Consider the following 12,934-nt stretch of genomic DNA (forward strand, 5'->3'; position numbering starts at 1 on the left):
TCGCATATTTTTTTTATAAAATTTCTTAAAAACCAATCCTTTTTATACTAAAAATTCTGTTAAAGTGATTTTCAATCCTATTTGATAAATGTTTTCCCCAGAAAAACGTAATGAATTTTTTGACTTTTATGATAATATTAAAGAATGGAACTCTTACTACTAGTGGAGGGGATACGTAGTGCAAGAAGATCAAAAAGTTTATGACATTACGATTATCGGCGGAGGCCCCGTTGGTCTGTTCACGGCTTTTTATGGGGGTATGAGACAAGCTTCAGTCAAAATTATTGAAAGCTTGCCGCAGCTTGGCGGTCAATTATCTGCGCTTTATCCTGAAAAATATATTTATGATGTAGCTGGTTTTCCAAAAATTCGCGCTCAAGAGTTAGTCAATAATTTGAAAAAACAAATGTCCAAATTTGAACCAACAATTGTCCTAGAGCAGTCCGTTGAAAAGTTGCAAAAGCAAGAAGATGGGACATTTAAATTAACAACTGATAAAGAAGTACATTATACAAAAACGGTCATTATAACTGCGGGAAATGGTGCTTTCCAGCCTCGTCGTCTGGAGTTGGAAAGCGCGGCACAATATGAAAAGAAGAACCTTCATTATTTCATTGAGGATTTAAATAAATTCTCTGGCCAAAAAGTAATTGTTTTTGGCGGCGGGGATTCAGCAGTGGACTGGGCATTAATGCTTGAACCGATTGCGGAGAAAGTGACCATTGTCCATCGCCGTGATAAATTTCGGGCCCATGAGCATTCAGTAGAAAATCTCTACAAATCAAAAGTTGCGGTAAAGACACCATATGTACCAGACGAATTAATTGGAGATGAAACAGGCGTAAAGAAAGTGGTCCTTGAAGGTGTTAACGGAGAAGCCAAAGAGACCATCGATGCTGATGCCGTTATTTGCAACTACGGGTTCGTTTCTTCCCTAGGGCCTATTAAAGAGTGGGGCCTGCAAATCGAAAAGAATGCCATTGTGGTCAATTCGAAAATGGAAACAAATATTCCCGGTATTTATGCTGCAGGAGATATTTGCACTTACGAAGGAAAAGTTAAATTAATTGCCTGCGGATTTGGCGAAGCACCTACCGCTGTAAATAACGCTAAAGCATTCATGGATCCTAAAGCAAAAATTCAGCCGCTGCACAGCTCTTCCATTTTCGATAAATAATATAAAGGCGTCCCCTGATTTAGGGACGCCTTTTCTACTAGCATTCTTCCGGAGTTCCGGCTTCTGTTGCTGTACGGAACGATGAACCGCAGCCACATGAGGCAATCGCGTTCGGATTTTCAATCGTAAATCCGCCGCCCATCATGGATTGTTTATAATCAATTTTGGTTCCTTTTATAATCGGTGCACTTTCTTTATCGACAAGAATTTTAATTCCAAATTGTTCGAACTTGAAGTCATCTTCCTTTACTTCGTGTTCGAAGCTCATCCCGTAAGATAAGCCGCTGCACCCCCCGCCTTTTACACCCACACGCAAATAGGCGTCTTCTTCTTCATTATGTTTCATCATATCTTTAATTTGCAGTGATGCTGCTTCGGTTAAGAAAATTATATTTTGACTCATTCGATTTCCTCCTACTTTTGAGGCTTTTAATATAGTATATACAGTTCATGCCGCACCCTCAACTCATATGTTTACTCATTTTTTGTCAAGGCACAGCTATATCAAAAATAACAAAAGGATATAAAAAGGGAGCATTTCCGCTCCCTTAAAACATTGGATTTTCTTCCAAGTATTGATAAATATGATCGACCAGCTCTTCTGGTGTGCTGCCTTTAACGACTTCACCGTTTACAAGCGCATAAAGAGAAGAAGCACAAATACCACAATAACCAAGACATCCATATTCGATAATGTCCAAGTTGGAATCTTTTTCTAAGATTTCACGTGCTTTTTGTGCACCGCTGGCCAGATTACTAATGCAAAATTCAATGATCGGCTTAAACATGCTTTCACCTCTCCACTAACTATCAATCCTACTCTATTGGGCAAAATTCGTCAATTACCATGGTAATAATATTTATGTCAAGGAAACCAAGATAATTGTTGTTATTTCGACATATTTTAGCTATACTCATACTTGATGTGTGTAAAGACAGAACATTTTTTACTAATTATTTTCCAATAAGTTTCATGAACTGACTCGTTACTTTTTTGCACAAAATAAGCCAATCAAAAAATCATTTGGACTGTTTAAAAAAGGGGAATATGAAATGAAAAACCTTGTTATTCTTGGCGGCGGCTACGGCGGAATGAAGATGCTAAACGAACTTCTTCCAAACAATCTGCCTGAAGATGTCATGATTACACTTGTGGATCGTGTTCCATATCATTGCTTAAAGACAGAGTACTATGCCTTGGCTGCTGGAACCATTTCTGACGTACATGTACGCGTTGCTTTTCCGGAACATCCACAGCTTAAAGTAAAATATGGAGAAGTTATTGGTGTAAATAAGAAAGCGCAAACAGTAGAATTACAAGACGATGAATCCATTCACTATGATGACTTAGTGATCGCTTTAGGATGCGAAGACAATTATCATGGAGTACCGGGTGCCGAACAATTCACCTATAGCATTCAAAGTATCGGAAAGTCCCGTGAAACCTATCAAGCATTAAACAATTTGGGCCCTGGTTCCGTTGTTGGCATTGTTGGAGCTGGTCTTAGCGGTGTAGAGCTTGCCAGTGAACTAAGTGAGAGTCGTAAGGATCTTAACATTAAATTATTCGACCGAGGAAAACACATTCTCTCTGCCTTCCCTGACAGATTAAGTAAATACGTTGAAAATTGGTTTGTCGACCATAATGTTGAGATTATTAACAATTCCAATATCACAAAGGTTGAGGAAAATACTCTTTACAATAATGATCAGCCAATCCATTGCGACGTTATTGTCTGGACTGCCGGGATTCAAGCCAATAAGATTGTACAGGAAATCGAAGGGGAAAAGGACCGTTCAGGCAGAATGGTCATCACTCCTCAACATTATTTACCAGAAGATGAACACATTTTCATTCTTGGAGACTGCGCAAGTCTGCCGCATGCACCAAGTGCCCAGCTTGCAGAAGGGCAAGCTGTTCAAATTGTCGAGGTTTTAAAGAAGCGTTGGAACGGCGAAGAACCACCTGCTTCATTCCCGCCAATTAAGTTAAAAGGTGTTCTTGGTTCCCTTGGTAAAAAGCATGGATTCGGAATGATGGCAGACCGTGCGATTACAGGACGGGTAGCAAGACTGCTAAAATCCGGTGTTCTTTGGATGTATAAGTTCCATAATGGATAAGATAAAAGAGAGTTCCTCTTGATCTAATTGTTTTCTAAGGCAGCTTAAGCCCGATACTTATCGGAGCTGAAGCTGCCTATTTTTATGGTTAAACTTTTGTTATTCATAAGAAATAGAACAGAATAAAAGTGATTTGATTCATCTAGTGCCTCTCTCATAAGAAGCATCATCTTACAATTTGGTGTTTTTTTATGCTTTATAACCATACTTCTCTAGTTCAGAAAAAATGGTTTTAAGCCGAGGATTCCCTTCTCCAACCACTTTATCCTTAATAACGACTACTGGATAGAACATGTCTTCTTCAATGACTCTTTTTGCAAATTGAGATTTTGCCCATTCCTCTGGCGGCTGGTGAATATCCACATAGGTAATTTTAAAAGGCTGACCAGGAAACTTTCTTGCAATGGCTGCTTCAAGCCATTCAGTGGTTTCTTTTGAAGAGGGCAGGTTCACACAGCTTGGACACACTTGCTCAGCACCGTAAAGAACAATTTCCACTTCTGAAAATTCCATATAACCATCCCTAACGTTTTTCTTTTAGTTTACAATATTCACATACTAAAAAAGAAGAAAATGTTTTCTCAACATATGTTTCGATAATGGATTTTCACCGCCAATGTCAGTATAATATGATTAGGAAAGGAGTCGATCAAATGGAAAACCGTGAAATAGTTGAACAAGTACAAGAAGTATTAGATAAATTGCGTCCATTTCTTCTTCGCGATGGCGGGGATTGCGAATTAGTTGATGTTGAGGATGGTATTGTGAAACTGCGTTTGCTAGGTGCCTGCGGTTCATGTCCAAGCTCTACCATCACCCTTAAAGCCGGAATTGAAAGAGCTCTTTTAGAAGAGGTTCCGGGTGTTCAAGAAGTAGAACAAGTATTCTGAAAAATTAGCGATTGCCTAATACGGCAATCGCTTTTTATTTTTATTGGTATAACCATTCGAGCTGCGGAAGATTTAAAAGATGAATCGGTGCACCTGAAACAGGATAAAACCCAGCTAAAAATTTTTCATACTCTGATGATTGTCTTATTATTTTCCCTAATTGCTCCTCCAACAGCTTTCTTCCCTGCTCAGATTGGGTACTATAATAATTCTCAATACATTCAAAATAATGAAGCGGGAAGATTAAGCGTGAGTATAACAGCCTCCAGGAAAATGGAGACAATGGTGAAATACTTTGATATTCATCAAAAAATCCTTTTACATCCACATCATAGGTTTGGTTGTTATGAAAATACCTTTCCCTTGTCCACTCAGCCAAATCACGGCTCCGATGATCGAAAACCCAATCGAATGGATTTTTGATAAAATAGGGATTGGATGCCCAGGTTTTTTGGTTGAATCGTTCATGACATACCGTCCCGTTATCGGTTTCAGAGGGTTCAATATCTATTTCTGTGTCCACAAGATACTGAATGGCGTTTTCTGTTAATCCCATGTAATAGGGAAACGATTCGATAAATAATTGCTCGAATTCATTCTCAGGTGTTTGAAACAATAGACCATTCCATACCTTCTCCATTTGCTCCAGCCGCTTTTCCCACAGCCCTTTCCATTGCCCAATTCTGCTTGAGCGTTCTACCTGAAATGGGACTTGCCTGCCGCGCTCATGGAATCTTGCTAATTTCCTGCCCAGTTTCATCCTTTTCTGCTGTTCTACCTTGCGATTGGCCAAGACACAATATTGCGTCTGTTCCCATGTAGTCACGAATTTCCCATCCTTCGACTGTAAGAACATAGGCGCATTTTGATCCCCATAATCTCTTAAATGACGGGATATCTTCTCAAGCTCTGTCAAATCCTCTTCTTCTCTGCCCAAAGGCTTAGAGATAATATATAACCATCCATTCCCTGTTAATGCGTCAAAACGATCCAGCTTAATTTGTTCCTGTGCTGTAATCCCGTATTGCGTCTCAAGCATTTTCTGAAGCATTCTGCCACCTCAACCTTCCTCTACATCTTAAAACAAGTATATGAAAGGGAATTAGAAATATTGTTGATCGAGCAGGAAAGAAGTGATTCGAAAGGAAATGATTTTGTAAAAATTGCATATGTTATGGAAAGGAGTATAAATATAGTGGAAAACCAAAGAAAAGGTGATTAGATATGGCAGATCATAATATTGTAAATCTGACAGAAGAAACAGCAAGAAAATGGCTCAAAGAAAGAGGCGTTGAGATTCGCGATATTGCTGATTTAGTCTATTACTTACAGGAAAAGTATCATAAAAATTTAAAAATTGAGGATTGCATTGCGAATGTGGAACGCGTCCTATCCAAAAGAGAGGTGCAAAACGCGATTATCACCGGGATCCAATTGGATGTATTGGCAGAGAAAAAAATGCTGGAGGAACCGCTTCAATCTATCATTGAAACAGATGAAAGTCTGTATGGCATCGATGAAATTCTTGCTTTTGCTATTGTAAATGTATATGGATCAATCGGATTTACCAATTACGGCTATGTTGACAAACAAAAGCCAGGAATCTTAGCACGGCTAAATGATAAATCAACAGGAGAATGCCATACTTTTCTAGATGACATCGTAGGAGCAATTGCTGCAGCGGCTTCAAGCCGGCTTGCGCACAGGGCTGCAGGTGTGGATAAGGAAACGTAAAGAAAACTCGCAGACTGCCGAGGCCGCTAGGGCGAAGACAGAGGCGTAATTCGCCGAAAAGCACAGCTTTTCGAATGCGAAGTTAATGCCCACGAAGCATTCCTTAGTGCACTTATGCCTAATGATTGGAACGTTATACTTCCTATCGACTAAAAAAAACGGATGAGGTCTTTCCTCATCCGTTCTATCTTATACCTCCCACTGGTCCAATGTATCGATGGCATAGGTTGGCTTGCGGTCATAACCTGCCAGCAATTCTTTCGTAGTGACTCCTGTATGAACTAACAGCGTATCCATTCCAGCATTTATTCCCGCCAAAATATCAGTATCATAAAAATCCCCAACCATCAATGTATCTTCCTTAGCCGTTCCGATTACCTTCAATGCTTGCTCCATTATGATCGATTCTGGCTTGCCGATAAATATTGGCTTAGTCTGTGTAGAAACAGCAACCACCGACGTCAGTGAGCCATTTCCCGGGAGCAGCCCTCTTTCTGTAGGCAATGCGATATCTCCATTGGTAGAAATGAATGTCGCGCCATTTCGGACTGCCAGACAGGCCACAGCTAATTTTTCATAATTGATGGCTCGATCAATTCCCATTACCACAAAATCAGCATGCTCGCCTGCAAAGGAAAATCCCTTTTCTTCCAACGCCGTAAGAATTCCTTCTTCTCCTATGGCATATACAGAAGCATCTTTTTTTATTCCATAAATATAATTCGCTGTCGCCTGACTCGTTGTAAAAACTAATTCTTCATTGGCCGGAATATCAAAGTCATTCAGCTTCTCTGCTACCTGTGCTGGTGTGCGAGATGAGTTATTCGTAACAAATAAATAAGGAATTCCTTTTGTTTTCAGCTTTTTAACAAAATCGGATGCTGCTTCAATTCGTTCCGATCCTTTGTACATGGTTCCATCCAAATCAATTAAATAACCTTTATATTTTTTCATACCACTTCACTCCTTTTAGTTTGGTGCTGTTTATTTCTGCTTTAGGCACAACTAGTGTAAAAATACATTTTAACAAGGCCTGGTAAATATAAAAAAGACCACCTGTACGGTCTAATGGATTAATTTTTGAAAGCCGAAACCGGTCCTAGCTCGTTAGTAAGGAAATCCCGGACATTAACGGAAAAAAGGCTTAAAGCTGGCAAATGTTTTGTGAATTCTTCTATTAATTGCTGATGATTAATTTCTGTATATGATTGCACAAGCTGTTTACGGAAAAGGATCAGTGTTTTTAAACTGCCGCCTGTTTCTCCAGAAACAACCTTCTCATCCATTAAAATATCAATGATATCCTCATAGCTCCCTGGATCGCGCATAATAAATCCGTCAATGACAGCATTTCCAACATCAAGGACAGACTCCAGCATCATTTGCGTGATTCGTTCCAGTGCTGCGATTTCTAACGGTGTCTGCCAATTGCTTTGACTTGAAAATAGACTAATTTGCTTTTCTAAATAGACGAGCGTTGCTTCAACTTTAGCACGGTCAACAAAATACATGCTTTTCACTTCTTTCTTGAATGGTCTAGGTGGTCCTGCCACTTAACATCGTCGGAGGCGAATAAAAATACCCTTGTGCCAAATCGACATTGTGTCTCTTTAAGACAACCGTCTCTTCCTCCCTTTCAATTCCTTCTGCCACTACCAGAGACCCAGCTTCTCTAGCAACCAGCAGCAGACCTTTCAGGATGGATTCTTTTAAAGAATTTTGATCAATATTTTGAATGACGGCACGATCAATTTTAATAATATCCGGCATAATATTGCTGATGGAATTTAAGTTGGAATATCCGGCACCTGTATCATCCATGGCGATCCGGAAACCCATAAGCCTGAGCAATCTTATATTATAAATAAAGTTTTTCAACCCTTCGATGGAATCATTTTCGGTTACTTCAAATGTAATCTTCGAGGGAGAAATACTTGGATACCTCTCCATAATTTCTTTTAAATCCCGGGTAAAACGAATATTTCCCAGCGTTGGCGGAGTGCAATTCACATAAATATCTTCACGGCATTTGGTCACTTTGATCTGTTCAAAAGCCTTTTCAATGACCATCAATTCCAGGTCATATAGCATTCCAAGCTGCCTTGCAACTGAAAACAGTGATAAAGGGCTTTCCAATACCGTGCCTCGAGGTCCTCTTGTAAGTATTTCCCAGGCGCGAATTTCGGATGTTTCCACGTCCATAATTGGCTGAGCAAGAAGTGTAATATTTTTTTTCGATATTATTTCATTCATGGCATAAATCATATCATTATTTTCAGACTTTACTCTCTTTTCAGCCATTGTAATCGCTTGTCTATGTGCTTCGGCAATGGAATCTTGAATCGAGATCCGGTTTTTTTCAACAAACATAAAGCCCGTTTGAAAACCTATCTGGAAAGAAGGATATGATTTTAACAAGTTTTCTTCCACATTATAAGCAATTTTTTTTGTTAAAAATTCTAAATCTGAGGCAGAGCAACTGTCATAATCTACTTTAATTATTAAAGTGAAACCGTCACCATAATAATCATGTAGCGTAATAATTTCTTCTGTAGTTAATTCCTGTTCTACCGCAATTCGGAACAGTCTTTTTAATTTTTTTACAAATATTAAATGCTGATGTTTCCCCTGCTCATCTGCCATCATTTCCAAATTTTTTAATTTAAAAACAATGACAGCTACTTCACAGCCAGAGATGAAGGCTGCCTTAACCCCCTCAAAGACAGGGTCGCGCAAAATAAATTGAGGCGGATAATAACGTAACGAAGAAAGAGGAAATAAAATTCTCCCCCATTGCAGGGCACGTTTTGCTCTATCCATGTAACGACGGACCATACTTTCCACCTCTCAAGAAGTCACTTTTGCGCACTTAGTTATATTGTAGCATAATTTGACAGCCTTCGCGTTTATCTAAGAATTTTTTTCTAAAAAAACCATAAAAAACTCTAGACTCCCTTCTTTCTCCAGAATTTGATACTATAGAGAAGAAGGCTGAAATAAGATTTAAAAGGAGATTGCTGATATGACAGAGCGTTTTTTTCTATATGATGACAAGGAAGATACAAAAACAAGATTTGTAAGTTTCGTTGGTGAGAATCAACGTTTTGATTTAGCGATTGTCCAAACAAGCCGCCACTACGGAAAATCACTTGTTTTGGACATGCAAGGGAACCGCTTTGCCATTATTGGCCAAGATGATTTGCAGGAAGAGGGCTATCTAGAGTATGCCTTTCAATTAAATGAAAGTGAAGCGGAGGAACTAAGATCCTTCTTAATCGAATTGGTTTAGATCGTTTCACATGTTTTCCCCCACCGTTTGCCATAATAAAGGTAAGAGGTGAAGTACATGGCGGATCATGATTCTGAAAAATATACAGATTTCGGTAATGTAGAAAAACGGAGAAATTATTTAACGGCTGAGGAATTTCCTGAAGGGCCTGCAGGTTCGGCGTTTAGAAAAGATGAGCCAGTCGAGCTTAAGAGTACACCTTGGAAAGAGGGCCAGCGCCGATATACTCCATTCAATTATGAAAATAAATCGTTGCATCAGGAAATGCCACGACAAATGGAAGGATCTCATCCAACTCATGATGACACGGATTCCGATGTGCAGTCGCCATATCGGCTTAGTAATGAACAAGATTAAAAAGCGGAAACGCACTAGGCGTTTCCGCTTTTTTCTGGTCGGAAAGTATAAACTTTCCTATCAGGCATAAGGGCAACTAAGTCTTTGTCTTCGCCCTGCCAAGATAGCCAATCGGCGAGTTTTCTTTATTACATCAAACACATGCCGACTTATTATTTCTTTAATTTTTTTAAAACAAAATAAGCACAGCCAAAATTGCAAAATTCATAGAGATATTCACTTAACGTGCTGATCTTCGTATCATACGTTGCTTTTTGATTCTGATCATCAAAGAATCCCTTCAGGCGAAGCTGATTATAGCCCCAGTCCCCTACAATGTAATCATATCTGGATAATATGTCACTATATCTTGCCTTTAAGGCTTCCTCATTAAAACCGTTCCGGTATTCCTGTACCAATTCATAATTCGTATTGTTTAGAACAATCATGGATTATCACCTCAATTTTACCAGCAAATCTAATTCTCATTATAACCGATTCCCCATCAATTACTAAGAAAAAAAATATTTGTGCTGGCTATTCTAAAAATAGGAGGTGTTCAAATTGAAAAAATTGGTCATAGTCATCGGATTATGTACGATTATGGCACTTACCGGATGCGCCCAGGATACAGGGAAAAACGATATGTATCGGGAAAGCGACAATACCATTAATGTGAACAAAAAACGCTATGAACTTTATAGAGAAGGCGGAAGCCAAGGGGTGCGGGACGTTACGACAGGTTATGGCTTTGTTCGTCACCAAAAGAGCCCCGTGATGAATGACAATACGGCAAATCAATCGTTTACAGCTTTGGACCGCGAACAGGTGGCACACGTTATTAGTAAACAAAGTGTTAATATTCCAAATGTTCATGATGTTTCAACCCTTGTCACCGACCAGGATGTATTGGTTGCCTATGATACGGATTCAAAAGATCGCAATTTAACTGCCGACCAAGTGAAGAAAACTGCCATGTCTGTTGTCCCAAGATTTTATCATGTTTATGTGACAGACAATAAGCACTTAAGACGCGATGTAGAAAACTTGGCATCTTTGCATTCCACAAGCCGAAATGCACGCAATGCCGTTAACCATGTTATTAATCAAATGAAAAAGTCCCCACAGGGTTCAACAATGAACGATCTTGAGGATGAAAATGGCCTGACATCTGATGATCATACATTAAACCGTCCATATATGAATAAAACCAAATAAAACTCGCCCGTTGCGAGTTTTATTTGGTTCGAAATGGATATAAAAAAATGATTTACGCCTGCTGAGCATCTTTTTCGCCAAGCATTTGCTTGTGCTTGGCAGCAGCATTGACCTGCTCATCAGCATGATAGGATGAGCGGACAAGCGGACCTGCTTCACAGTGGCTGAAGCCTTTGCTAAGGGCAATTTCTTGCAGCTCTTTAAATTCATCAGGACTGTAATATTTTACAACCTTGAGATGGCTTTTTGTCGGCTGTAGATATTGCCCAATTGTCATGATGTCTACATTGTTGGCTCTTAAGTCATCCATCACTTCAAGAATTTCTTCTTTCGTTTCACCAAGCCCTACCATCAGACTCGATTTTGTTGGGATGGAAGGATTCATTTCTTTTGCCCGGCGCAGGAATTCAAGAGAGCGATCGTATTTAGCACGGGCTCTGACTCTTGGGGTCAGCCTTTTGACTGTCTCGATATTATGATTAAGGATATCTGGTTTTGCATCCATTAAGATTTGCAAATTCTCTTCCTTTCCGCCCATATCGGATGGAAGAACTTCAATACTTGTAAATGGATTTTTCCTGCGGATCGCCCGAACGGTTTCAGCAAATACAGCAGCACCGCCATCTTTTAAGTCATCTCGGGCTACAGCTGTCACAACAACATGCTTTAAGTTCATGATTTGCACAGAATCAGCAACCCTTTCAGGCTCTTTCCAATCTAATTCCGTCGGCAGTCCCGTTTTTACAGCGCAAAAGCGGCAAGCACGTGTACATACGTCACCTAAGATCATAAAGGTTGCTGTTCGTCTTACTCCCCAGCATTCATGGATATTCGGACACCGTGCTTCCTCACAAACGGTATGTAGATTTTTTTCACGCATTAATTTTTTTAAGCCTGTATAAGACTCATTTGTATTTAATTTTATTTTTAACCATTCCGGTTTTCTAAGAATTTCATCTTTGTTACTCATTTCTGCACCCCTACCTAATGTATACAGTTGAACTCTTCTGTTGTCACTTTATCATACTGTTTTCAGAACGACAAGCAAGGCAATCACTCAGAAAGCAAATTTAGCGTTTCCAATTATTAGCGATAATGAAAAATTGGAGAATTCATAAACTAAATTTGTACATGAACGGGAAGGAGGATCCTTTTAGTGCGGGCTATTCTTATAACTGGTACTTTTCTTATATTCTTTACGTTAACAGTGGCTGTCAGGGATGCTCATGCAAATGACCAGGATCCAAATCAGGAGAGAATGAAGCTTTATAAAAAAATCGAAGCCGTAACCAATATTCCTTGGTATTATTTAGCGGCTGTTGATCAATATGAAAGAAGTATCCGCCAGGTTCGGCGAGATTTGCCAAAGCCGGACAGTCTTATCGGTATTTATATCCCTCCTAACAAATGGTCAGGCTACGCTAACCCTAACCTACAGGAAGAAAATCCTGCCATCATACAGTTTTTTGGTGGGATGGGGGTCGACGGCGATGGTGATGGCAAGGCGAGCGAGAAAAATGATGATGACGTGTTATACGCCTTCGCCCATTATCTGACATCTTATGGCGTTGACCATGATAATATCAAAATTGGGCTTTGGAATTACTATCATCGTGATAAAACGGTGGGAATTATTGTAGGTAAAGCACAAATGTATCGTCATTTTGGACGTCTCAATCTGGATAGGCAGGTGTTTCCTGTTCCGCTGCGTTCCAATCACAGTTATCGCAGCACATGGGGAGATGCCCGCGGCTGGGGAGGGCGTAGAATGCATGAGGGAACTGATATCTTTGCCGGCTACGGTGTCCCTGTCCGGGCAACCTGTTACGGCATTATCGAAATGAAAGGCTGGAATAAATTTGGAGGCTGGAGAATCGGCATCCGCGATATTAATAACACGTATCATTACTTCGCTCATCTCAGCGGCTTTGCCCCTAATCTGCATGTTGGGCAAATAGTAGAACCAGGTATGATTATTGGCGGAGTAGGGAGCTCAGGCTATGGACCTCCAGGAACATCAGGCAAATTTCCTCCTCATTTGCACTATGGCATGTATAGGGACAATGGAATCACCGAATGGTCATTTGACCCTTATCCGCATTTAGCCAAATGGAAACGGATGGAGAGAATGGAGCTGCGAAGAAGCAGATAAACAAATATGAGAAAAGC

17 protein-coding genes are annotated in these 12,934 nt (G+C 39.9%); 8 read left to right on the plus strand and 9 right to left on the minus strand.

All coding sequences use genetic code 11. The features are described from left to right. The first annotated feature begins 178 nt into the window (after positions 1 to 178). The gene (locus HPT25_RS02680; RefSeq protein WP_173059550.1) at positions 179 to 1,177 is read left to right on the plus strand and encodes an NAD(P)/FAD-dependent oxidoreductase; all 999 of its coding nucleotides are present in this window, start codon (positions 179 to 181) and stop codon (positions 1,175 to 1,177) included. 37 nt (positions 1,178 to 1,214) lie between these two features. Here the strand turns inward: HPT25_RS02680 and HPT25_RS02685 are convergent, their stop codons facing one another. Next, the gene (locus HPT25_RS02685) at positions 1,215 to 1,580 is read right to left on the minus strand and encodes a HesB/IscA family protein (RefSeq protein WP_173059553.1); all 366 of its coding nucleotides are present in this window, start codon (positions 1,578 to 1,580) and stop codon (positions 1,215 to 1,217) included. Between the two features lie 145 nt (positions 1,581 to 1,725). Then, positions 1,726 to 1,965 carry a YuzB family protein gene (locus HPT25_RS02690; RefSeq protein WP_173059556.1) on the minus strand — a complete coding sequence of 80 codons (240 nt, stop codon included), beginning with the start codon at positions 1,963 to 1,965 and terminating at the stop codon, positions 1,726 to 1,728. 265 nt (positions 1,966 to 2,230) lie between these two features. Here HPT25_RS02690 and HPT25_RS02695 point away from each other — a divergent pair, with 265 nt between their 5' ends. Further along, positions 2,231 to 3,298 carry an NAD(P)/FAD-dependent oxidoreductase gene (locus HPT25_RS02695; RefSeq protein WP_173059559.1) on the plus strand — a complete coding sequence of 356 codons (1,068 nt, stop codon included), beginning with the start codon at positions 2,231 to 2,233 and terminating at the stop codon, positions 3,296 to 3,298. A 189-nt stretch (positions 3,299 to 3,487) separates the two neighbouring features. Here HPT25_RS02695 and HPT25_RS02700 read toward each other — a convergent pair whose 3' ends face one another. After that, positions 3,488 to 3,811 carry a YuzD family protein gene (locus HPT25_RS02700; protein WP_173059562.1) on the minus strand — a complete coding sequence of 108 codons (324 nt, stop codon included), beginning with the start codon at positions 3,809 to 3,811 and terminating at the stop codon, positions 3,488 to 3,490. 86 nt (positions 3,812 to 3,897) lie between these two features. Here HPT25_RS02700 and HPT25_RS02705 point away from each other — a divergent pair, with 86 nt between their 5' ends. Continuing rightward, positions 3,898 to 4,188, plus strand: a complete 291-nt coding sequence (locus HPT25_RS02705) for a NifU family protein (RefSeq protein ID WP_173059565.1) — start codon at positions 3,898 to 3,900, stop codon at positions 4,186 to 4,188. 40 nt (positions 4,189 to 4,228) lie between these two features. Here HPT25_RS02705 and yutH read toward each other — a convergent pair whose 3' ends face one another. Next, positions 4,229 to 5,239, minus strand: a complete 1,011-nt coding sequence (gene yutH, locus HPT25_RS02710) for a spore coat putative kinase YutH (RefSeq protein ID WP_173059568.1) — start codon at positions 5,237 to 5,239, stop codon at positions 4,229 to 4,231. A gap of 173 nt (positions 5,240 to 5,412) precedes the next feature. Between yutH and HPT25_RS02715 the strand changes: the two genes are divergently transcribed. After that, complete coding sequence (locus HPT25_RS02715; protein ID WP_173059571.1) at positions 5,413 to 5,922, plus strand: phosphatidylglycerophosphatase A family protein; 510 nt, start codon at positions 5,413 to 5,415, stop codon at positions 5,920 to 5,922. A 189-nt stretch (positions 5,923 to 6,111) separates the two neighbouring features. On the opposite strand, the gene HPT25_RS02720 is transcribed toward HPT25_RS02715, so the two are convergent. From HPT25_RS02720 to HPT25_RS02730, 3 genes are all read right to left on the minus strand, one after another. Further along, entirely contained in the window at positions 6,112 to 6,876 is a 765-nt protein-coding gene (locus HPT25_RS02720) for a TIGR01457 family HAD-type hydrolase (protein WP_173059574.1), read from the minus strand. A gap of 119 nt (positions 6,877 to 6,995) precedes the next feature. Further along, positions 6,996 to 7,433 carry a DUF86 domain-containing protein gene (locus HPT25_RS02725; protein WP_173059577.1) on the minus strand — a complete coding sequence of 146 codons (438 nt, stop codon included), beginning with the start codon at positions 7,431 to 7,433 and terminating at the stop codon, positions 6,996 to 6,998. A gap of 25 nt (positions 7,434 to 7,458) precedes the next feature. Next, positions 7,459 to 8,757, minus strand: a complete 1,299-nt coding sequence (locus tag HPT25_RS02730; protein ID WP_173059579.1) for an EAL domain-containing protein — start codon at positions 8,755 to 8,757, stop codon at positions 7,459 to 7,461. 187 nt (positions 8,758 to 8,944) lie between these two features. Between HPT25_RS02730 and HPT25_RS02735 the strand changes: the two genes are divergently transcribed. Both HPT25_RS02735 and HPT25_RS02740 read left to right on the plus strand, forming a co-directional pair. After that, positions 8,945 to 9,211 (plus strand): DUF3055 domain-containing protein, encoded by a 267-nt coding sequence (locus tag HPT25_RS02735; protein WP_173059582.1) that lies wholly within the window; start codon positions 8,945 to 8,947, stop codon positions 9,209 to 9,211. A gap of 57 nt (positions 9,212 to 9,268) precedes the next feature. Further along, complete coding sequence (locus HPT25_RS02740) at positions 9,269 to 9,568, plus strand: cytosolic protein (protein WP_173059585.1); 300 nt, start codon at positions 9,269 to 9,271, stop codon at positions 9,566 to 9,568. A 152-nt stretch (positions 9,569 to 9,720) separates the two neighbouring features. On the opposite strand, the gene HPT25_RS02745 is transcribed toward HPT25_RS02740, so the two are convergent. Then, positions 9,721 to 9,996: a YutD family protein gene (locus HPT25_RS02745; protein ID WP_173059588.1), complete on the minus strand. Its 276-nt coding sequence runs from the start codon at positions 9,994 to 9,996 to the stop codon at positions 9,721 to 9,723. A 115-nt stretch (positions 9,997 to 10,111) separates the two neighbouring features. Between HPT25_RS02745 and HPT25_RS02750 the strand changes: the two genes are divergently transcribed. Beyond that, positions 10,112 to 10,765: a YhcN/YlaJ family sporulation lipoprotein gene (locus tag HPT25_RS02750; RefSeq protein WP_173059593.1), complete on the plus strand. Its 654-nt coding sequence runs from the start codon at positions 10,112 to 10,114 to the stop codon at positions 10,763 to 10,765. A gap of 52 nt (positions 10,766 to 10,817) precedes the next feature. Here the strand turns inward: HPT25_RS02750 and lipA are convergent, their stop codons facing one another. Further along, positions 10,818 to 11,735, minus strand: coding sequence for a lipoyl synthase (lipA, locus tag HPT25_RS02755; RefSeq protein WP_173059595.1), 918 nt, complete (start codon positions 11,733 to 11,735; stop codon positions 10,818 to 10,820). Between the two features lie 186 nt (positions 11,736 to 11,921). On the opposite strand from lipA, the gene HPT25_RS02760 reads away from it, so the two are divergent. Beyond that, positions 11,922 to 12,917 carry a M23 family metallopeptidase gene (locus tag HPT25_RS02760; RefSeq protein WP_376767903.1) on the plus strand — a complete coding sequence of 332 codons (996 nt, stop codon included), beginning with the start codon at positions 11,922 to 11,924 and terminating at the stop codon, positions 12,915 to 12,917. The last annotated feature ends 17 nt before the right edge of the window (positions 12,918 to 12,934 follow it).

This window comes from Neobacillus endophyticus, assembly GCF_013248975.1.
Taxonomy (GTDB): Bacteria; Bacillota; Bacilli; order Bacillales; family Cytobacillaceae; genus Neobacillus; species Neobacillus endophyticus.

Excerpts from the sequence above, each read along its gene's own strand:
- yutH (WP_173059568.1), bottom strand. The coding sequence starts at position 5,239 with ATGCTTCAGAAAATGCTTGAGACGCAATACGGGATTACAGCACAGGAA.
- lipA (WP_173059595.1), bottom strand. The coding sequence starts at position 11,735 with ATGAGTAACAAAGATGAAATTCTTAGAAAACCGGAATGGTTAAAAATA.
- HPT25_RS02740 (WP_173059585.1), top strand. The coding sequence starts at position 9,269 with ATGGCGGATCATGATTCTGAAAAATATACAGATTTCGGTAATGTAGAA.
- HPT25_RS02695 (WP_173059559.1), top strand. The coding sequence starts at position 2,231 with ATGAAAAACCTTGTTATTCTTGGCGGCGGCTACGGCGGAATGAAGATG.
- HPT25_RS02685 (WP_173059553.1), bottom strand. The coding sequence starts at position 1,580 with ATGAGTCAAAATATAATTTTCTTAACCGAAGCAGCATCACTGCAAATT.
- HPT25_RS02745 (WP_173059588.1), bottom strand. The coding sequence starts at position 9,996 with ATGATTGTTCTAAACAATACGAATTATGAATTGGTACAGGAATACCGG.
- HPT25_RS02735 (WP_173059582.1), top strand. The coding sequence starts at position 8,945 with ATGACAGAGCGTTTTTTTCTATATGATGACAAGGAAGATACAAAAACA.
- HPT25_RS02700 (WP_173059562.1), bottom strand. The coding sequence starts at position 3,811 with ATGGAATTTTCAGAAGTGGAAATTGTTCTTTACGGTGCTGAGCAAGTG.
- HPT25_RS02705 (WP_173059565.1), top strand. The coding sequence starts at position 3,898 with ATGGATTTTCACCGCCAATGTCAGTATAATATGATTAGGAAAGGAGTC.
- HPT25_RS02730 (WP_173059579.1), bottom strand. The coding sequence starts at position 8,757 with ATGGTCCGTCGTTACATGGATAGAGCAAAACGTGCCCTGCAATGGGGG.
- HPT25_RS02720 (WP_173059574.1), bottom strand. The coding sequence starts at position 6,876 with ATGAAAAAATATAAAGGTTATTTAATTGATTTGGATGGAACCATGTAC.
- HPT25_RS02715 (WP_173059571.1), top strand. The coding sequence starts at position 5,413 with ATGGCAGATCATAATATTGTAAATCTGACAGAAGAAACAGCAAGAAAA.
- HPT25_RS02725 (WP_173059577.1), bottom strand. The coding sequence starts at position 7,433 with ATGTATTTTGTTGACCGTGCTAAAGTTGAAGCAACGCTCGTCTATTTA.
- HPT25_RS02690 (WP_173059556.1), bottom strand. The coding sequence starts at position 1,965 with ATGTTTAAGCCGATCATTGAATTTTGCATTAGTAATCTGGCCAGCGGT.